This is a genomic window from Moorena sp. SIO3I6 (assembly GCF_010672095.1).
Genome location: NZ_JAAHHU010000078.1, coordinates 10353 through 31792 on the forward strand (window position 1 = coordinate 10353; position 21440 = coordinate 31792).

12 protein-coding genes are annotated in these 21440 nt (G+C 42.8%); 10 read left to right on the forward strand and 2 right to left on the reverse strand.

Going from position 1 to position 21440, the window contains the following annotated elements; translation table 11 throughout:
• Positions 1-152: 152 nt before the first annotated feature.
• Both F6K49_RS21335 and F6K49_RS21340 read left to right on the forward strand, forming a co-directional pair.
• The gene (locus F6K49_RS21335; RefSeq protein ID WP_293099839.1) at positions 153-11078 is read left to right on the forward strand and encodes a Calx-beta domain-containing protein; all 10926 of its coding nucleotides are present in this window, start codon (positions 153-155) and stop codon (positions 11076-11078) included.
• Between the two features lie 694 nt (positions 11079-11772).
• The gene (locus tag F6K49_RS21340) at positions 11773-12429 is read left to right on the forward strand and encodes a PEP-CTERM sorting domain-containing protein (RefSeq protein ID WP_293023089.1); all 657 of its coding nucleotides are present in this window, start codon (positions 11773-11775) and stop codon (positions 12427-12429) included.
• A gap of 58 nt (positions 12430-12487) precedes the next feature.
• On the opposite strand, the gene F6K49_RS21345 is transcribed toward F6K49_RS21340, so the two are convergent.
• A complete protein-coding gene (locus F6K49_RS21345; protein WP_293023086.1) occupies positions 12488-13120 on the reverse strand; it encodes a hypothetical protein in 633 nt (210 codons plus the stop codon).
• 118 nt (positions 13121-13238) lie between these two features.
• Entirely contained in the window at positions 13239-13436 is a 198-nt protein-coding gene (locus tag F6K49_RS21350; RefSeq protein ID WP_293023083.1) for a hypothetical protein, read from the reverse strand.
• On the opposite strand from F6K49_RS21350, the gene F6K49_RS21355 reads away from it, so the two are divergent.
• From F6K49_RS21355 to F6K49_RS21395, 8 genes are all read left to right on the forward strand, one after another.
• A complete protein-coding gene (locus F6K49_RS21355; RefSeq protein ID WP_293023081.1) occupies positions 13435-13857 on the forward strand; it encodes a hypothetical protein in 423 nt (140 codons plus the stop codon). The genes F6K49_RS21350 and F6K49_RS21355 overlap by 2 nt on opposite strands.
• A 1632-nt stretch (positions 13858-15489) precedes the next feature.
• The gene (locus F6K49_RS21360) at positions 15490-15984 is read left to right on the forward strand and encodes an RICIN domain-containing protein (protein WP_293023079.1); all 495 of its coding nucleotides are present in this window, start codon (positions 15490-15492) and stop codon (positions 15982-15984) included.
• A gap of 76 nt (positions 15985-16060) precedes the next feature.
• Positions 16061-16327, forward strand: coding sequence for a hypothetical protein (locus F6K49_RS21365; RefSeq protein ID WP_293023077.1), 267 nt, complete (start codon positions 16061-16063; stop codon positions 16325-16327).
• Positions 16328-16933: 606 nt separating this feature from the next.
• Positions 16934-17842 carry a HipA domain-containing protein gene (locus F6K49_RS21375; RefSeq protein WP_293023072.1) on the forward strand — a complete coding sequence of 303 codons (909 nt, stop codon included), beginning with the start codon at positions 16934-16936 and terminating at the stop codon, positions 17840-17842.
• Positions 17839-18627, forward strand: a complete 789-nt coding sequence (locus F6K49_RS21380; protein ID WP_293099844.1) for an HIRAN domain-containing protein — start codon at positions 17839-17841, stop codon at positions 18625-18627. The genes F6K49_RS21375 and F6K49_RS21380 overlap by 4 nt, the downstream gene beginning before the upstream one ends.
• A gap of 212 nt (positions 18628-18839) precedes the next feature.
• A complete protein-coding gene (locus F6K49_RS21385) occupies positions 18840-18971 on the forward strand; it encodes a hypothetical protein (protein ID WP_293023066.1) in 132 nt (43 codons plus the stop codon).
• A 309-nt stretch (positions 18972-19280) separates the two neighbouring features.
• Positions 19281-19820, forward strand: coding sequence for an RICIN domain-containing protein (locus F6K49_RS21390; protein ID WP_293023064.1), 540 nt, complete (start codon positions 19281-19283; stop codon positions 19818-19820).
• 559 nt (positions 19821-20379) lie between these two features.
• The gene (locus F6K49_RS21395; RefSeq protein ID WP_293099848.1) at positions 20380-20901 is read left to right on the forward strand and encodes a hypothetical protein; all 522 of its coding nucleotides are present in this window, start codon (positions 20380-20382) and stop codon (positions 20899-20901) included.
• The last annotated feature ends 539 nt before the right edge of the window (positions 20902-21440 follow it).

Here is a 21440-nt window from a genome sequence, read left to right on the forward strand (position 1 = left end):
AGGTTAGGTCACAGGCTAGAAGCCTGTGCCACGCTACTTGAGGTGCTTTTGAATAAAAAATGCTCCCTGATGGCTGACGGCTGAATGCTGACCGCTGACCACTGACTTTCGATAATTCCATTCTTGCCTAGTAATCTTTTCTGAATCGAGCCATGACTGCAATAGTGCAAAGAACAACCAGTGTTAGCTTTGGTATGATCTCCGAGCTAACCGTTGCTGGTGAAACTGTCAATTTGATCCTGGAGAAAATTGAAGACCGCAACGTAACGGTTTATCGGGGCGGTATGATTGCTGGACAGCGACTTTATGTCGTGGCGCTTTTGGAAGAACTGATTCCAGAATTAGATGCACCAGACTCGATTCAGAACTTAGCCATTACCAAAATGGCGGTGGAATTGCGACCGGATAAAGGGGCATTTTCTTTTGAGGCTGCCATTGAAAATCCCTGGTCGATTACCCTCGATTCGGGGCCAACCTTATCCATCGAACAGCTTGCTCTGTCAGTGTCGTCGGTCAAATCTTCTGGCTCAACCAATGGCACTCAACAGAATACGGCAGAATCCCTCTCCCAGCAGCGAAAACTGTCATTTGAGGGGCTGTTTGAGTTATTTGGGGGCGAATTTGCGGTTAAGGTCGCCCATCAATTTTCCTCAAAAAATGGAAATATTGCCAGTCAGTGGGGATTTTCTGCCACTGCTGAAAATATTAGTATTACCGAAGTCATCAAAGCTTTTGGATTTTCCCAGGATAAGCTCGATGAGTATGGGTTGCGGGATTTAGTAGTTTCCCTGGCATTTGCGCTACAACAAACCCGCTATCAAGACAGTAATACCCAAATCGTCGAATCCCGCTATACCTTCACCGGATCCATGGATTGGGATACTGGCATTGCTTTAGTGCCAGGGGAAGAAACCCTGCAAATCCAAGCGGCGATTCAAATTACTAAAAGGTCGAGTAATAAACCAGGGGGAACCTCTACGACCCTAAAAGGAGCGATCGCAGGAACGGTCAAAGCCTCGATTCCCTTTTTCGATACCTTACAACTCTCGGTTATCTATACCTTTAGCCAAACCAGTAGCACATCAGGCTCTGGTCGTTCACCCCAAGCCCTGGCTAATCGTACCGGTGAGTTAATTTTCCAACTCCAAATCAGTACCCTGTTGTTGAGCGCAGTTTACACCAATATCAATAATCGTAAACTGTTGCGGTTTAGCGTTAGTTTGATCAATGGCAACAATAATCCCACTATTGGTGACCTGATTGCCTATATTGTCAGTGTATATGACTCCAGCATTACTGACTTTGAACTCGACCCACCCTGGGATGAATTTGCTAAACAAGAAATAGCGCTAGATAAGTTTAGTCTGGAGATAGACCTAACTAATAAATCCATCACCATTTCCTACAAGGCGACCTTGAATGTCTTGATTGCTAAGGTATCCAATGTGGGGTTGTCTTACCAGTTTGGGACTAAGTCATCTCAGGTCAGTACCCAACAAAATAATGCTAGAACAGCATCCAATAAAAAAATAGCGATCGCAGTAGACTTAAGTATTCCTGGACAACCCAAAAAGCGAGTTCAGTGGGACCCAGTCAATGAAAATCCCCCAGAAGTGCCCAGCACTAAAGCCCCGATCTTCGAGCTGAAGTTCCTGGCTTTGGGACAACGGGTTGCCTTCGCACCAGAAATTGTGCAACAAGCTCGTACTATTGAGCAATTCACCACGGTGATGCGCCAAACCTTGGTACCCCTTCCTCCCATTAAACGGCGGCAAAATCCCCTCACAGCTCTGCTACAGTCCTTACCCTCAGCCGTAAGTTCTGACCCCACTCAACCGATTCAATTTTCAGGTCAGCCCATTCAGTTTAGTGCAGAGAGTGGGTGGTTAATTGGTGCCCAATTTGTGATTTTGGGTGCCATTGAGATCAGTGTAATTTTCAACGATCCCTTTATCTACGGGCTGCGCATTAGCTTGTCGGGACCCCCGGTACAGAGTTTTGCTGGATTTGAATTTGAAATCCTCTATCGCCGCATTAGTGATACTGTCGGGGTCTATCGCAGTGAGCTGGTTTTACCGGACACCATGCGCTATATCGACTTTGGCGCTGTTCATATTACCCTGCCAGTGGTTGCCATTGAAATCTATACCAATGGAGACTTTGGTATCGATGTGGGCTTCCCTTGGGGTGGTGACTTTTCCAGATCCATTGCCGTTAATGTGGGCATCTTTTTAGGATTAGGGGGCTTCTATTTCAATAAACTGAGTGCAGAAACAGCCACCAGTGTTCCCGACATTGTTAGTGGCACCTTTGACCCGGTATTGGAATTTGGCATTGGCTTACAGGTCGGGTTGGGGAAAATTATCAAGAAAGGTCCTCTGCGCGCGGAATTCAGCATTACCATCCATGGCCTTTTGCAAGGGGTGTTTGCTACCTATAATCCCACCGATACTAATCAGAAAAAGGCCACCTATTACCGGATTCAGGGTGGTGTAGCCATTGTTGGTCGGATCTATGGTGTCGTGGACTTTAAAGTGATTCAGGTTGATATAGAAGTCCTGGTTAAAGTTGCGGTGCTGTTTGTGGTGGAGGTATACAAAGCTATTCAGGTGGCTCTGGTGGCTACGGTTTCTGTCAGAGCATCGATCAAGATTGCCTTTGTCCGGATCAGATTTAAGTTTAACTTGACCGTGCGGGAGCAATTTGTCCTCGGTTCAGATAGCACACCACCCTGGCAACTCGCTGCTGGTTCTGGGGGAGCCATGGCAGCCACTGTGCCGGTATTTACTGCCCGTGCTCAAACCGTGCGTCCCTATCGAATCAAAAAAAATGGTAGGGCTAATCGCTTTGGTTTTGCTAAAGCCCAGACCATTAGTAGCACAAGAACAGTTACAAATGTAACTACTACAAATACTACTACGACAAATGGCACTACCCAAACATCTGGTGGACGGTCATTGCGATGGGATGATGGCACAACGGGAATTCAGCTAGCACTGCCCGGAGACGTGCGCACGGAAACTGTAAAAGACGGCAAGCTTCGCCTCGATATTTATTTTCAACCGTCCTTTACTAAGACCGAAACAGATACTAAGACCGAAACAGAAGTCAGTGGTATCGGGTTATTGTTTATGGAAAACTCGATTCCTCTAGATGATAACTCTACCAATGATAATGATACGGACTTTGATGAGTTAGTTAAAGCCCTATTCAAATGGGTGATTTATGCTTATTTATCAGATAGTGAGCGTAATGCTTTAAATATCGACACAATTGCTGTTAATGTTGATAATCAAGACTTAACCTTGGAATTGTTAGAAGATGTTTATACCCTATTCGTTAACTACTTAGAGGAAGAACCGGCGGATGATTTTTGGGCACCCCTGATTCGATTCTTGTCTGTTAACTTTATCTTTGATATCACCGACCGCCCCATTAGTGCGGATACGGAAATTAGTGGTACCATTTTCCCGATGTTTCCTCAACTTGAGATGGAACTCAAGGATGGTGCTGATGAGAATGATCCCAATAAGCAGCCCAATATCGTTGATTTTGATAGTACGAAATATTCTCCCGCTCAAATCAAGGCGATTCAAAATTATTTTCAATCCTCCAACTATAACCATAACCAGAGCACAGAAGAAGTGCTGGGACAAATACCGACCAACGATGCATCCGCAGATTTAGCGATCGCTGAACTCCTATTTATTGACTACTTCACCTTAATTATTCGTTCTGCGGTGCAGCTTGGCATCGATCATGTTAGGGATAAAAAAGATGGGGTTGATGCCAATGGCACGATTACTCTGATTGACTTACTCAATCATTTCAATGGTGGTGAGTCGTTCCAATCCTTAGCGGGAATGACCTCACGATTCTTGTTGCATGGATTGCGAATACCCACCTTTACAGATAACACTACAACCGTTAATGGAGAACAACAAGCTGCTTATATTGCTACAGGACAACAACAAGCTGCTTATATTGCTACAGGACAACAATTTACTGTTACAGTTACGCGCACCCCTCCCGCAACAGACGGGGATAGTGAGACGGTAACCATTACTCCCAATGAAATTCGGTTATTTAAACCGGTTCCGGTTATGTTGACTTGGATTCGACTAATTGATTATCAAAGTCAGACCAGTGATAGTGAAACTAGTCAGACCAGTGATAGTGAAACGTTAACCTGTGAACTCAATTACCCTTTCCCGGATAGTGATCCTCCCTACAACACCATTACGCTTATTAAGCAGCTTGATGAGGCAGAAACCAGTGGAATTTTGCCCACAACTCCTCCAACACTGCTGGAGTTTTACAATCCCACTAACCAGCAATACACTATTCGCGCCAAAACTGACTGGAATGAATCTATCAATGGCAATAGTAAAAATCTGCTGTGGGAACTTCCTTCCGGTTTATGTGATTATCTCAAGTCTAAGTCTGATCAGACAAGCTTAACCCTTCTCTACAATCAGCAGCCAGTTCAAGATGGGGAAACCTTAAATACTGCGGAGATTGACCCAGGATATACCTGGGCAACTAAATTAACATTGGAAATCCGCCAAGTCTCACCATCAGATGGGAGCGGATTTTTGCCCACCGTATACGCTATTGAACGGATTGAAACCGCTAGTCGGCAATTGCTGCAAGATATTCTGACAGCAAACGTAACTCCTACAACCTTGACCTTGTTGTATTTGGATGACAGTGATGACAGTGGTGAATCGAAAGTTCTGACCCGTAATGGCAGTGCTGAAGTCTTGATGCTGAAGACGAATTTATCCCTAGATTCTGGGGATAATCCTACGGTGACACTAGACGTGTCTACGACCTTCCTACCATTCCTAAGACTGGTACAGGAAAGCACTGTTGTAAATAGTGAAGGCTATTACCTCAACTATAGCTATACAGAAAACGATGAGCAAAAGGGCTTACCAGACTCTCTGTTTGCTGATGGGGAAACGGCTCAGGTCACTCTGTTAATGACCTTTAGCAGTACTGCCGCTAGCTATCACAACTGCCTTAATATTCCATCTGATCATTCCCAAAGTATTACACTAAGGGCTGTTGTCAGCGAAATTTTTGCCACTAGTAGTCAAACAACTAATGTGTTAAGGATTCCGGCGGGAAATCTTGGTTTTAGACTGACCCGTGACTCCATTGAACCTGTAGACAATAATACTGCTACCGATGAGATTCAAAACCTCTATCAGCTTTTAAGTTATCAGCTGCCCAGTACAATTGAAGCTGACTTTAAAACCGGGCAAGACCGTCTACCGATCGGACCGATTGAAGAGGATGAGGATAATACAACATGGGTCTATGAAAAAGTCTTGCCGGTTTATGCTTTAACTACCGCCGCCCACACAGAATCCCAAGCATTACCGGAAATTCTCAAGGATACCCTCAATCCCTATTACGGTATTGGAGATACCTTTAAGTTGGATTTTCGCTGGCAAGATATCTATGGGAATCGTTTGGGAAGTGATGGGGACTTTGCAGAAGGTATTAGCCAAAAATTAGGTTATTTCGACCCGATTTTGGGAATCAATCAATGGCCCTCGGTGGGTGAAAGCTATAGGATTACCAGCAAGGATGATAAGACTGCTAATTTGATTCTGGAGTTGGTGTTAGACCAATCTAAATATATTCCCACTCCTGGGAATCTTTTCACTGAGGCACTGGATAAGATTAAAACTGACCGCGCTACTTATCAACAAATTTACTATCAGGTTCATGACTCAAACTTAACCTTTACGGTGAGTACATCGGTGATTCCCAGCAGTGACCAGGAGTTGACTGATTCCCAGCGTGCCGCCTTCACGGACTTTGTGGATAATGTCTATAAGTATTTGGTCACTTTGGAATATCTCCAGGAATTTGCCTATACAGTTGCTGGTAACGGTCAAGACCTGGAATGGGTTGCCAATCAGTATGGGTGTGATATTGGAGATTTAGGGGATAGTAATAGTGCAGTCAGTGGTATTTTCTGTCCTCTTAATATTCAGATTCCTGTAGGTATTCGGGTTGAGCCAACCAACAGCTTAAATGCGATCGCAAGTAAGCTCAACAAAGATTACGGCACTCAAAGTGCCAAAGTTGAGGAAATTGTCACTAAATATGCAAAAACGGCGGATTTATTAGCGGTCGGTGGGATTATTTCTTACACTGATACCGCTAATCATTTCGTAAGCTATACCGTTCAAGATGGGGATACCTTCGAGTCAATTGCGATCGCACAACTCGCCCTAGAGGAAGACCACCTGATCGAAACCCTCCTACAAACCATTGCTCAAGGGTTAGATACGACCGAAACTTTAACCAATGGTGTCCTGATCAACGGTCTAGAAGCACCCCACGTCAACAATTACGTTACCCTAAACGCCACCCTCGAAGAAATTGCCTATGGGGTATTGCAGCTGGAAAATGCTGACCTGGATCGGGAGTTTGACCAGATCCTGACCGACCGGATCAATGAGATTATTGCAGAGAATGAATCGACGGTATTGCTGGCAGGGGTTACGGTTTCAGCCTTGGATAGCACAACCCAGGATGGCGAAACTTTGGGCACTCTTCGAGACCGTCTGTTAGCAGAATCCCAGGATGTGGTTGAGGCCATTCGTAATCTGGAAATTTTCCCCACGGACACAACATTAACGGTCACGGTGACCAAGAAAGATGAAGCTTCACCAACTCCGTTTAATGTAGACATCAAGGTGATCACTGACAAGACCTGGAGTGCGATCGCTACGGCATTCCCCAATACGTCTAGGATAGAAACTACTGAAACGGTCATTACTGCCAATGCCCAACGCCAGGATTTACTGGTGGCAGGTTCCACAATAACAATCCCCGAGATTAGCCTTGATTACACCATCCAGGATCAGGATAGTCTATATCACATTGCCCTTAACCAGTTTGTCGCCACTACTGATGCTCGCGCTATCGATGTGCTGAAATCGGGCATTGTTGCTGAAGTGGGTGCCCTGGAGTATACCATTGCTGAGGCAATTCTGCCCGAACGGAACACCCTTGCTTACCTAACTCAGCAGCTTCATCTACAAACCAACCTTCATCGCACGGTGTTGGAAACGGTACAAGCGGTGGGCAATATCAGTGATATTCTGACTGAGTCTGCGATCGCTAGTCAATTAGCTGTGGTTGCTGGTGCTGTCAGCGATATGACTGGGTTATTTGGTACGGAGGATGTAATCCTGGCTGACGTGCTGTTTAACTACACTGTCACCAGTGGGGATAGCTTTGACCAAATGATTGCTATTGCTGCTGCCCATGATGGTCAAATTATTACCGATCAAACCACAGCAGGGGATATTGCTCTTCAAACTCCCACTTTAGCGTTACAGTCCGGGGCAACCCTCTACATTCCGGATCGCTTTACCCTAGATACCTCTTCTGCACAGAACGCTGACTCTCTAGCAGTGCTAGAATCCACAGCTCAAACCACATCCCTGAGTACCTTAACCAGTACCATGGGAACGGAAATTACCCCAGCAGCAGTAGCGATCGCTAACCAAACCCTGGCAGGACTCTTGAGTGGTAATGCTGCTATCGATGTCCGTCCGGTTTTGGCATCCCTGACTAAGATTAGTTACAACAGCGACGATACGGTAAATAGCGACTTAGAACGGTTAGCGGCTTTCATTGATAGTCAAACTATCCAGACCGGAACCGATGAAACCTTCTACACCCTCACCTCTCGATGGGCGCTAACCCTGGTTAATTTCAAAAATACTATTGATGCCGAAGCCAGTCAAGCCCAGCAAAGCATTGGGGCGGTGAATGCTATTTATGAGCAACTGGACAACTTAGAAGGGGCAAATCGCATTGCGTTACGGGCCTTACTTGATCCCAATGATAGTGAATCTTCCTTGAGTATCTTGAAAGCAACACTGCTGGATGCTGAAGGAAACCTTAAATCCCAATTCGAGCCATCAACGGTTTATACTCAACCTGAAACCTTGGATGTGCCGGATGCGATCGCTGACATTGAAGAGAACCGTAATAATGATCAGCTATTGAGCGAAACCTTACAGACATCATTGGAGATTATTCATCGCATGTATGACCTCAGTTGTCTGAAAACAGCGGTGGATCTGTTAGAAAAGCGTTCGCAACGCCCCCTGACTGTAGCAGAAGTAGGACAAGCGCTCCAAAATGAATCGGGTCTAATTGAGCCCTTACAGAATTGGATTGTTCCCCCAGCAGTAGCTAGCACAACGGTTGATCTCACTATCCGGGATAACAATAATAGTCTTCTGTATCCCACGGAGTTACTATTCTCGGTCACCGTACAGCTGGAAATGCGACGCAACAACGATTTGATGCATCCAGGCTTTGTGCCTGAAGCTGAGGTAGTATCAGCCTATTTTGCCCCCAAAACCGTTGTGCTGACAAGCTCCTCAGATGATCAAAATGCTGAGTTTAGTGAACGCCTGGCCTCCCTTGACCCCTTTGCGAAGGCATTTGAGCAAGCACTACCTAACTTAAAGCTAGCAGTGGGGAGGAATGCTGGGAATATTGATAATGCTAATCCTCAAAACAGTGATACCCTGTGGGCAGTTCATCTGGGGGATACCGGGATTAGTTACGATATCAAAGAGGATTTCCCCTACTTCTTTTCTGCTGCGCCTTTGAGCAATACCTTAATCTCAGGGGAAGTAAACCTTTACAGCTACACCCAACAGAATGGACTTGACCAAACCTCAACAGAAACCGTGCGAGTGGATGCGGTAGACCTGAATGGTTTAGCCCGTAAGTATTTACGTGCTATTGAAGATATCCTGAAACCGGAAACAGCTATCCCTGCAGTGAATGATACCACCTTAAAGGGTGAGCTTGGGCGGATTTTAGATGTCAAAGCAAGTTTGGCAGATTCGATTAGTAAAAATGTGACCCATGTATTGGATACTTCTTTGGATACAAATTCCTCAGAGTATACTACTCGCCAAACCTTAGCAGTGGCAGCACTCCAAAAGGAATTGCTAACAAATTTAGCAGATGCTTACGACATTGAAACCATTGTTCAATATAACGTGGATGTAGCGATCGCTGATGGCTATCAATGGTCTGGTCAAGATATTCCTCGTTTATCTGGGCAACCAGTCATGAGCGGGGCTTATTACACCAATCTTGAAAGTACACCCAACTCCACTAGTTCTGACGCAGAAAAGCAAGCTCTGCTTCAATCGATAGATTTCACCTTATCTCCAGCTAAAATTTCCCTGAGCGATGCCAACAATGGTAAGTCTACGCTGACCTTTTTCTTCAATACCCAAACGCCTCAGCGTTACGAAGATATTGCGGTTAATCTGAACTATCAGGTTAATGAGTTGGAATATAATATTAATACTACCAATTCCACCTCCTCTTGGCTCAATTTTATTCAACCTCTCAACGATGAGCCTAATCAAATTGGAGATGTTCAAATTCCGATTCCTTTGCGAGATTTTCCCCTTCCTCCTTCTCTGATTTCCCATACAGCAATTCCTGACCCCGACAGTTTTGCTGGTGATATTCTCAGTGCTGAGGATATTCGAGACTGGAATTATGTTTTCCTCTATGAACATCCCGATGTGGCTCAAGATACCATTGAATGCCGGATTGAATACAATGGTTCCTCTAAATTAACGATTAATGATGTCTCTTTGAAGGAACCCGAAGAAAATCAAGACGAAACATTTGCAGTTTTCACTGTTACCTTATCTCCTCCCTCTGAAAAGACTGTTACTGTTAATTATCAAACCCAGGATGTCACTGCGAAAGCACCAGAAGATTACACGGCAACTCAAGGAACTCTACAATTTGATCCAGGTGAAACCAGCAAAGAAATTCAGGTGGAAGTCAAGAGCGATGATGTTGTTGAAAATAATGAAACCTTTACTATTGTCCTGAGTAATGCAGTTAATGCAGAGATTGCGGACCCAGTGGGTGTTGGCACAATTATTGATACGACTAATACTATTGATCCACTGTTAGATACCCTGGTGCGGTTTAACAATCTATATCCAACCCTAGCCAGTGATCTCAAAGCTTTGGAAACAGGGTTAACCGATGACAACCAGACTACGGTTACCTCTGCCCTCAGTGCCTTTGCGACTCTAGCAGAAGACGTGGCTAGGTCATGGCAAATTTGGCAACCGATTGCGATCGCACAGGCATCTCGCCAGACAGTTCACTACAATATTGATGAAAACCTATCCGCTGACCAAGAAACCAAAACGGTTATCATCACTCCCACTAACAATCTTCCCGTTGCTGATCAACAAGTCTTAGACATTGAGTTACCAGGGTATGAGTTAAATGAGACCAGGCAAAACGATGTAACCACTAACTCCCCCACAGTACCTTATACGACAATTGAGTATGATTTCACCAAATTGCTTGATGCAACTGGGGTAGAAACCTTTGGGGAGTCGGCATTACCGGATCGTAAGGTGACTGTGACTAATTTGGATGTGTTGGACTATCAAAATGCCTGGGGTGCTATCCGTCTCGCCCGCAATAAAAATTTGATTGATGGCAGGGAAACTAATGCTGCTTTCATCTTCCAGACTCCTGAAGTCCGGTTTAAGAATCGGATTACTCCTCTAATTGTTAATGATAAGCGTTGGGATATTGCAGACCTGGGCGATTCCAGAAGTAAAACCTTGACACAGCATCTGGAAGAGTTATTCAAGGTCTTGCTGCCAGCTATCATTAACCGTCCTTATGATATTCGGATTAGCTGTCAGTATGCCTTTGCTTTAGCTAGCAACACTAATGATGAGGAACTGTTAGCTTCCTTACCTGTTCTACTAACTCCTCGATTTACGGTTCAAAAGTCTGGGGATTCCACCGATATGTTAGCAGTGACTCAACAACTGCGAACAAATATTGTCCGGGAAATTGACAATTGGCAGACTCAGAAAAACCCCAATCAAACCAGGGGACGATATCTGTTTAGTTTTAGTCTCTTTTCCAACCCAGAAAATGTGAGTAGTACGGAGAATCCTAACTTGCCTCTGTTAACGGTGGAAAACTTGAATCTTTTGCTTACAGATATTATTGAGGGATAGTAAGTTATCAGCGGTCAGCGGTCAGCGGTCAGCGGTCAGCAATCAGCTTAAAATAAACCTCGTTCGTTGCACAGACTTTGGCCTTTGGCCACGCTGTGCGAACGACCCTGGGACTTAACTCAGTATTATTCGCATGCTTTGTTTTATTCAATAACTGATAGCTGACGGCTGATAGCTGAACGCGCACGCGTGCGCGTAGCGCATATGCTTACGAATAGTTATAGCAATTCTCAGGAGGAGTGAGGGACATTGCTTATGCTTTTAAGCCAAGAGGAATCCCGCGTAACACCCCAGGGCTGTTTCATTGTCGGATAGAGCTGTTGACTAAAATGGTGATCGCTGTGATGTCAAATGCCAGCGGTCACTCGATTACGTCAATAAATCGTGTTTGCCCGATGTAACTAATACTCCTTGAATCATAACGTGCTCGGAGGTGGGCGTGAATGCGATTGGCCGTAGGCCACGCTACGCGATCGCGTTCGCCTTTGGCGTGGCCTACGGCCAAGCTTAGCCCGAAGGGCTAATCGCGGAAATTAGATTGGCAGGTTTGGGATTTTCTCCGCCAAGTATGGATAGGGTGAGGTGGGGTTCAGAATGGAGTGCGATCACTATCCTTCCATCCTTCAATGGTTGCCACTATAATATAGTTATTTTATCATTAACTCTAACGTTATTTTTGGTTTGGGGTATCAATATGGTTGCTTTAAAAGTGTTCTCAGTGGCTACAGTTGCCGTCGTTTTGAGCAGTTGCTTAATACCTGAAAAAGCCTTGGCTAGTCGTCTTGATTTCACAGCTGAAGCGATTGGCAGTTCAACTCCTTCAATAATCCTAAATCCCAGTATTGGTCAAACCCTACAAAACGGCGATTTTACGATAGAAAGGAATGGGGATAACATCCTTGGTAATGGGATTGATGAACAGACAAGTTGGAGCTTTGATTTTTCTGACTTGGCTACATCAATCAATAACTTATCCCAAGCGAACCTAATTTTAGACCTGACACCAAACAACGTCCTGATCACTGATGATACATTTGGGATCATAGGATTAGATCCTATTATTATTGCTCCGCCCCGCAATTTACCAATAGGAACCAAGCAATCGCTATCTTTAAAATTACTGGAGTTTTACAAGTCAGAAGAAATCGAGAAGGTATTTAATGCTAATAGTGGCAAAATTTCGGTATCTTACAGAGATGATGCCATTGTATCTCGTGCTGAGCTGTCATTGTCTACAAGTGAAAGAGTTCCCGAGCCTACTTCTATTCTAGGGATTTTAGCTTTGGGAGCTTTAGGAATTAGTTCCTTATTGAAGCACAAGCTCAAGCAGCAGAAACAAGCAAAGCAGTAATATCAATATAAAAATCCCGCCAGAGAGACGGGAGAATTGAGTGGAGTATTGTGGGGTGTTATCGGGGTTGGTACGGGTCTATGCCATTTTCCCGAAGGAGGCGGTGTAAATACTCGTTCTCTGTCCTTAACTGATCAGGTTCAGCCATACCCTCACAGAGATCCGTTAGCTGTTGCTTCAGTTCCTGGTTAAGGTACCGCCAGCACTCGTCGTTGTTCCGTAGATCGATAACTTCCCCTTCTAACCGCTTCACTTGCTCTTGGAGAAAGCTATCCCTGAAGTTTTTGTCACTCTCGAAGCCAAAACCGTCCCGGTAGCGCTCAACCAGTCCCATACTCATCAATCCTTTGCCTATCTTTATGGCTGTCTTCTGGCCAGGGATAAGGTTTTCGTTCCGCTTGTCGATCTTCAGAATGCTTAATTCCCAAATCAAATCTGCGATTGTCTCGACCAAGACTACATTTACCTTGTCTGGGTGGATTTCTGACTTCCATTGGTCGAATTGGAAACCCTTGCCTAATAAGCGTTTGAGTGTCCTTGAAGCCTGAGATTGGTCGAATTGGAAAAGCTTAGCTAATTGGGAAGCACCAGACCCAAATTTGTCTAGTTGGGGGTGCCACAGCCCTTCAATCTTGTATCCGTGTCCTAGGTTGATGGGAGCTACTTGTGCGAAATTTGGATTTTTTGTCATGATCAATCTCGAATGGTTTTACATTTACTTAGCGATCGCACTTCCGGGATAAGTTGGTGCGATCGCTTTTTAGATTTGTCGTTGTCTGTCATCAGTATATCCTCCGACGACAGGAAAATCAATGATCACTGCGAGGGAGTAATGTATAGTGGTAGACCCTTCTTCTGATCAGCCTTTCGATTTCTGGGAAGGGCAGTTTGTATAGTGCTCGGGCTTTGCCTTCCTTGGCTAGGTCTAGGTCTTTCTTGAGGCATAGAGCAAAGGCGCGGGTGCTACTACAGGAATCGGCCTCTTTTTTCCTGAGCTTATTAGACATGACTACTATAAAGCAAAAATCTTTTTTTACACATGCGTTTGGCATAGTTTTATCTACAGTCTATCCAATTGGTGTCCAAGCTCGACTATTAACAGAAACACCATTTAACCTATCTCCTCAAATAGGCGATTATCAAGCATTGAAACAAGTAGGGGTAGCGACCAAGGAGACTGCATTTTTAGGACAATACCTCAATAGTCGCGGAGGACGAGGCAAGATCGAGCTTCGCTTTAAGATGAATGGAGCCAATGTGACAGCTAGTGTAATAACCAAACGCGGCGATCAGACAATAGACCAAGCTAATTTGAGAGTCACTTCCATTGGCACTAATGCCTACAAAATGTCGGGAATTTTGAACGATAATGCAAATGGAGGTACTTGGAATGCAGAAGCAGTTTGTAATTTAAAACAGAACTTATAAAAAAACTATAAATATCTCGATTGTAACTATAGTACCTCTCCAAGAACAGTCAATTATAATGGCACAGTAACTGGATAAATAACCGCTATCAGGCATATTCATGATTGCAGAACCGTACCCAACATCATTCCTGGCTCTCCTACATTCGGCTCTTCAATGGGACTTCTATGCGGATATTATCCTTATTAGGGGCTGAGTTTAACCGTTTTGCCCAAACTACCCACTATCAAAACATCCTAATTTATCCCACTGGCTGAGAATAATAAACTAGGTGTCGAAGCTCTCTACCGGCACCACAACAGAATATTGTCAAATAGTATTATATGCATTATATTTTGAATAAAATAATGTGGGTCTTGAAACTAAAAACTTCTAAGTCTCAGGGCTTAATAGTACAAATGTTATTATAAAACTGACCTGCTCCCAAGCAGTTTGACCAGTACTTGCTCAAAATCATAAATCCCCAACCACTACCTAGTAATGGTTGAGGATTTTTTCATGTTAAGCTATTGGTAGTTAACAAGTAGGAATACCAAAATCGGAGTATTTACTTATCATTATTGATCTCTTTAACCAATTTAGTAATCGCTTCGATTACTGTTTTCGTGAAAAAGGCTAAAGCAATAACTAAAGCAATCGCAGTTCCACCTCGTACAAGGGAACTGGAAAAACAGAACTTGAAGATATATCTGGGTTTAACACAGCAGTTGAAGTGCCTAAAAGCTGATTAGCTTCAAGGTTGTTGGAATCAAAATTCTGAGATGGTAACATGAGAAATCAAAAGTAGTTAAATTTAGGGAGAAAGTCATACATGCAGAATATTCTGTAATTTGACTTAATCCCTTTCGTTTTTATCAGTATAGTCAACCATTAGTAGCCATTCGCTCTAGCTATTAGCACAGTCTTAAGTAAAAATACTCAATATCAGCCCATATCCACATAAGAACTAAACTACCTCTATCCCTTTTCCCATAAGCCTTTAAGCTATCGTGGACGCAAATGAACTTCCACTTTTCACGAACGTATTTTCACTTTCAATCTTTTGTTTTTTTTGATAGGTGGAAAAAGATAACGGAAAACAACTTTAATGCCTTAAATAGGCGTTATTGGTATTACGAATTGCCCATAATTACACCAAGAATTAGACCTAGTTCTTCTTACCGACAGAAGCTCAAGGAAACAAAGTTGAATTACTATTAACGAGACTACGAACTAAGGTAATTAAGTTATCTTGGTCTTGGGGCTATTTTCAGTCCCTAGCCCCAAGGAGTTAAGTTGAATTACTATTTCCTTTAATCCCTATAGGAGAGCCAAGTTGACTTTAGGTGAAGTATCAGGCTTGCCCTCGCGACACTAACACTAGGCGTATAGTTATATTCAAAAGACACTGCATTTTTAAAAGTGGCCACTTTTTGATGGCTGAAACCCGCATTATTACGTGGATAAATCGCTGAAACCCTTACCCAGTAAGGGTGGAGGAGTAACCTTGGCAACTTTTTAGGGGGTGTGGCCATTTTTTGGTATATTGTCCTTTACCGGTAAAGGATTACTGAAAAAACTTACCGCCTACTTTCGTGGGTTAAATAAGTGGTTTAAATGAGTGGTTTAAGTTGTAAATATTGAAGAATAAACATGAGAAAACCAACAAAGATTTTTGTCCGTACTATAGCAGTCCTGATTGCTTGCTCGGGTCTGTTAGCAATGGTAAATGTCCCTGCTTATGGGAGATGTTTTCGGATCCAGAATGCTAATAATGGTCGGTACTTATTTGGACGGGGTGATGGTACGGTCGGGACTTTTGATAAATTTTTCTTTGATCAGATATGGAAGTTGATAAAACATGATGTAAACAACCAGAATTATTATGAAATCAAGAACGCTAATAATGGTAGAAACTTATTTGGGCAGGGTGATGGTACGGTTGGGACTTTTGATAAATTTTTCCACGATCAGTTATGGAAGTTGATAAAACATGATGTAAATAACCAGGATTATTATAAAATCAAGAACGGTAATAATGGTAGAAACTTATTTGGGCAGGGTGATGGTACGGTTGGGACTTTTGATAAATTTTTCCACGATCAGTTATGGCTTTTCATTAAAATTACTGATTTGCCAGGATGCTAGTTAGTAATCCCAGAAAAAAAAAAGAGATGTTTGTAAAGGATTATTTCACGTCTAGTAGGTTAACATACTCAACCTTATGTCCGTTGTGCTCTTGAAGAGCCCGCTTTCAGCGATCGCGGTGCGAGAGATTCAGCCTGGATGCGATCGCATCCCCATTTATTCCGGATGGTATACTTGGGGTCAGGAGAATGAAGTAAGTACTCAAGTCATGGCCTTTAGGCCACGCTACGCGAACGCCTCAACGAGTACCTGCCAACCAAATATATTGCCATTAGAGCCGAAATCTTGGATAGATTATCGGCTACTTTGCGCTGCATCAAGACAGGGAATCAGCCTCAAATAAGACTGCAAGCGCACTAGGCATTAAGGTGTAAGACATTCTTAAACTCCGAAACGTAAGTAATCGCTTACTTGCGGACTTGCGGACTTGCGGACTTGCGGACTTGCGCGTAGCACTATACTTCTACCAACTCTCTCAATAATTTGTTACAAATATTTTTTAAATATGCTATAATTTAATATTTTTATGTTATAATAAAACCGTGGACAATCAAATCCACGGGAAGAGCCAGCCTGACGTACTTGCAAGGGCGAAGGCTGGCTCTGGCTACCCCTTAAAGTAAAGGAGATAACTTCATATTATGTCGCATCATCTAAGCCTATACCCATGGGTCATGGTTCGCCTATTACCACCGATGCCACCAGTCGTTTTCGCTCGGTTCCGCAACTGTTGTGATGCCAAAGGTTATTCGCAGACCCTAAAACAGCTGGTGCCTGATGCTAAGTTTCTAATTATTTTCGATATACCCCTCTTCTGTCAAACTGGGGTCAAACCCTGATTTTTCCTAGGCTGAAATGACGCCAATTGGTTCGATTGTGCCAAAATGACAGAAGAGGGCGATCACGTGACTTCATCTTTGAGTAAATGGGTTTTAATAGCGTTTTGTAGGTGGTAGCAAATCAGTACGAGATCATTCGTTTAACTTCGGAGCAAGAGAGTCAGGCTCAAGAGGAAACAATGGGGACAAAGGAAAAATTTTGGTTTTATCATTCTCAATTGAAAAAGTGTCTGTTCAAGTATCCTCGACAAAACACAGGAGAAGACTGGTCAGAAAAAGTGGCATTTGAGTTATGCAATCTTCTAGATATACCTGCGGCGCGGTATGAGTTAGCAGAAACAGCCGATGGAAACAAAGGGGTGATTACAGTCAATTTTTTAGGAGAGGGAGAAACCCTAGTGCATGGTAATGAAGTACTTAGTGGCATTAATCCTGATTATCCCGCTTTGGTTACGCAAAAGGCTTATCAACATACAATTGAAGTGGTTATGGAGGCGATTAGAGAAAAATCTGTTAACTTCCCCCCTAGTTGGACAGTACCTGATGGTTTCACAGATGCCAGAGATTTGTTTGTTGGCTACTTGCTGCTAGATGCGTGGATTGGTAATGGTGATCGTCATCATGAAAATTGGGGGTTTGTACTTCCTAAGACCTCTCAAACAGGTATTTATCTAGCTCCCACTTACGATCACGCCTCATGCCTGGGTCGTGAACTTTCTGATACTAAACGCCAGCATAAGTCTGTAGAGTCTTACGTAAATCGGTGCCCGTCAGCATTTTATCTTAACGAAAATGAAAAAAAGCCTCTGAAAACATTTGAACTTTTTGAATACGTTAACACTCACTATCCTAAAGCTAGTCAGGAGTGGCTCAACCGTCTTGAGCAAATTTCAGAGCAACAGATAAATTCAACTTTACAGGCATTTCCAGATTGTCGTATCTCAAAAGAAGCATCTGACTTTGCTAATAAAATTTTGCTCACCAACAAAAAAAGACTGCTCTGTCTATTAAATTTATGAGTATCACTTCCCTAAAAACTTTATTTTTAGCTTGGCAAGATTATCAAAGTCGATCGTGGAACCCGGTGGGTCGATTAACATTTGATGAAAAAATTTACACGTTTGTTTATATAGAAGGTGCAAAGGAAGCGCAAGAAAAATTTGGGTTTGAGCCTCTAATGTCTTTTCCAGAGTGGAATAAAACCTATTGTTCGGCGGAGTTGTTTGCGTTTTTTGCCAACCGAGTTATGTCACCCTCGCGTCCAGATTACCGAAAGCATCTAGACCGGCTCAACTTATCAGCCCAGAGTTTTGATTTGATGGAATTTTTAGGAAGGAGCGAAGGAAATCGACAAACAGATAATTTTAAAGTTTTTCCTTATCCAGACCTCGACAGTGACGGGAAATACCACCTTTGTTTTCTAGTACATGGTTTGCGTCACTTACCAAAGTGTTCTATGGATCGCATAGATCAGCTACAAGTTAGTGATACTTTGTGGCTATGTCACGAGCTTCATAATCCTTATGACAATAAGGCTTTAGCGTTAACCACAGAAGATCATTATCACCTAGGGTATTGTCCCCGCTACTTGTCACACGATGTATTTGACCTTTTAAGGCGTGATCCAGGTTTAGTAGAAGTGAAAGTAGCAAAGGTAAATTTACCTCCTTCTCCACTCAAGTCTCGGTTATTGTGTGAGATGACTTATTCAGGTTTTGAGGGATATGAACCGTATGCTCACAAGACCTATCAGCCGTTAACTAAGGAAAAAGAAAAGTCGAAAAACTTGGTTTGCCCGATGTAAGTAATACTCCTTGAATCATAACCTACTCGGAGGTGGGCGTGAATGCGATTGGCCGTAGGCCACGCGGGGCGCGTTCGCATTCAGGTACTATAGCGTTTATAGGATTTATGAGGTACGCTTCTCAACCTCAAAATCCCCCTTGATAAGGGGGATTTAGGGGGATCTTTTTGTACCTCATGGCATAGAGAATTGCTATATATAGCTACGGCGGTTTGCATAACTATCAGCTACACAGGATTGTTTTCCCTATTCCCTATTCCCTATTCCCTATTCCCTATTCCCTATTCCCTATTACCTATTCCCTATTACCTATTCCCTATTACCTGCTCAAGGAAAGTAGTTAAGAGCCGATTTACGAGGGAACCTGTAAGTCTAAAGCCCCGTCTTTTAAAACCGGGGATCAAGACTCATAGCGGCTTGACCCGCTGTGATAAAAATATTTCTAGAGAATCGGGAATCTTACTAATGGCGTTGTAGTAAAAGGTATAGGAGAGTTCAGATCGAAACTGATGATTATCTTAGAGTTCAAGGTCGTTAAAAAGTCTCTATCAACTAGAACCCATACCTGTAAGTGTGGATCCTAGGTATATCGAACTCAGGTAAGTTGAGTTTGTGGCACAATTATTGATCAATTTTTCTCTAAAACTAAAAAAATGTCTCATACCACCATGTCTAACAAAAATATAAAGATAATTTTCACTTTTGGTATAGCTGTTGCGTCTTCTGTGCTTGCTTTTGCCAGTACTACTAACGTTGCCCAAGGACAAACAAATTATCGCCTCAAAACCATGTTTACGGGCAGTGATAAATGTTTAGATATCATTAATGATGCTAACGACAATAAACCGATTATGGCTGACTGTGGTAATTATTCAGGACAATATTGGCAAATAGTAGCAACAAACAAGTCTGGATATTATCGCCTCAAAACCCTATTTACGGGCAGTGATAAATGTTTAGATATCATTAATGATTCTAACGACAATAAACCGATTATGGCTAACTGTGGTAATTATTCAGGACAATTTTGGAAAATAGAAGCAACAAACAAGTCTGGATATTATCGCCTCAAAACCATGTTTACGGGCAGTGATAAATGTTTAGATATCATTAATGATTCCCAAGACAATAAACCGATTATGGCTAATTGTGGTAATTATTCAGGACAGTTTTGGCAAATACCTAATTTTTAACTAACTGCTTGAACTAGAAATTACCCTTTCGGGCAGGGTTGTTTAATTGTCGGGTAGAGCCGTTGACAACAATGGTGACCGCTGTGATGTCAAATGCCAGCGGTCACTTTATTACGTCGATAAACAGAGCTTGACCGATGTAAGTAATACTCTTTAAATCATAACCGGCTCGAAAGTCCTGAATGGGATTTGCTATGTCAAGTATGGATTACAAATGAATGATTACGATGAAGCCACAACAATAACCCTTCTTGATCAGCACATTCCTAGAAGGAGTTTTGTGATGGGGAGAAATTCCTTGTTAAAAATTCCTGTTCCTTAGATATTTGTGAACCGCAATCGTAGTATGATTATATCGATTTGGGAAATCAGCCTGATTTTAAATTTGCCAAAGACATCACCCTAAAGTTAGGAATAGATAATTTAGAATTCAATGCTAAAACGAGCACTTAGTCTGAGATTTCTAATCGAGTGGACGATACCAACAACCACGGGTCTGATAATTACTGTTGCGTTATGGTTATCGCTAACTGAAAATAATTTTTATGTGTATTTGTTCATGCTTATACCGTTTTGGCCAGCGATCGCACAATGGGTTGTTCTGCGACGTTACATTTCCGACGCTTGGTCATGGGTTGTGCGGACTGTGTTAGGAGCCTACGTTGCCATACCAACCATGGCTTTTTTCTATTCTTGGTATCTAAGATATCAATCTATATTTGTACAAAATCCAACTATCCGATTACCCATGACCTGGACAGCATCTATCCTTACGACCCTAATTGGTTGCGTAGTGATATCTTGGTTCCAATCGGTAGCTCTTTCTAAGCATACGACTCGGGCAGGTTGGTGGATTGTTCTTAACAGCTTAGTTTGGACTGCATTCTCTAGTTGGATAATTGAGATTGGTGCTCATGATTTTATGAACGATACTAGGAACTACAATGATCCAAGAGCCTACGACTACAATATAACTGGAGAGATGGCAGTAAAACTCATAATTTTAATTATTCCCATCGCCAGCTTTATCCAAGGTCGTATACTTGCATGGTTATTCAACTCCCCTAAGGAGTTAAGGTGATGATATTTGATTTTCTATCAGTTATAAAAGATAAATAAAAGTCATCTTATTTCTGTTAATAGGTCTTATCGGGACTTGAATATTTTCGGTATAGCACTACGCATTCTTCGTGTTTGACATTGATACAAGCTCAAACGCTAATGCACGTAAACTTTTGCCTCTTGCCTCTTGCCAATGCCATTGGGCGTAGCGCTATAAGACTGTACTTCTACCGACTCTCTCAATAATTTTTTACAAAATTTCTCAAAATATGCTATAATGTTAAAATTTTTGTGCTAAAATAAAACCGTGGACAAAAAAATCCACGGGAAGAGCCAGCCTAAGAGTTTTCCTAGGCCACAGGCTGGCTCTGGCTACCCCTTAAAGTAAAGGAGATAACTTCATATTATGTCGCATCGTCTAAGCCTATACCCATGGGTCATGGTTCGCCTATTACCACCGATGCCACCAGTCGTTTTCGCTCGGTTCCGCTACTATTGTGATGCCAAAGGTTATTCCCAGACCCTGAAACAGCTGCTGCCTGATGCTAAGTTTCTAAT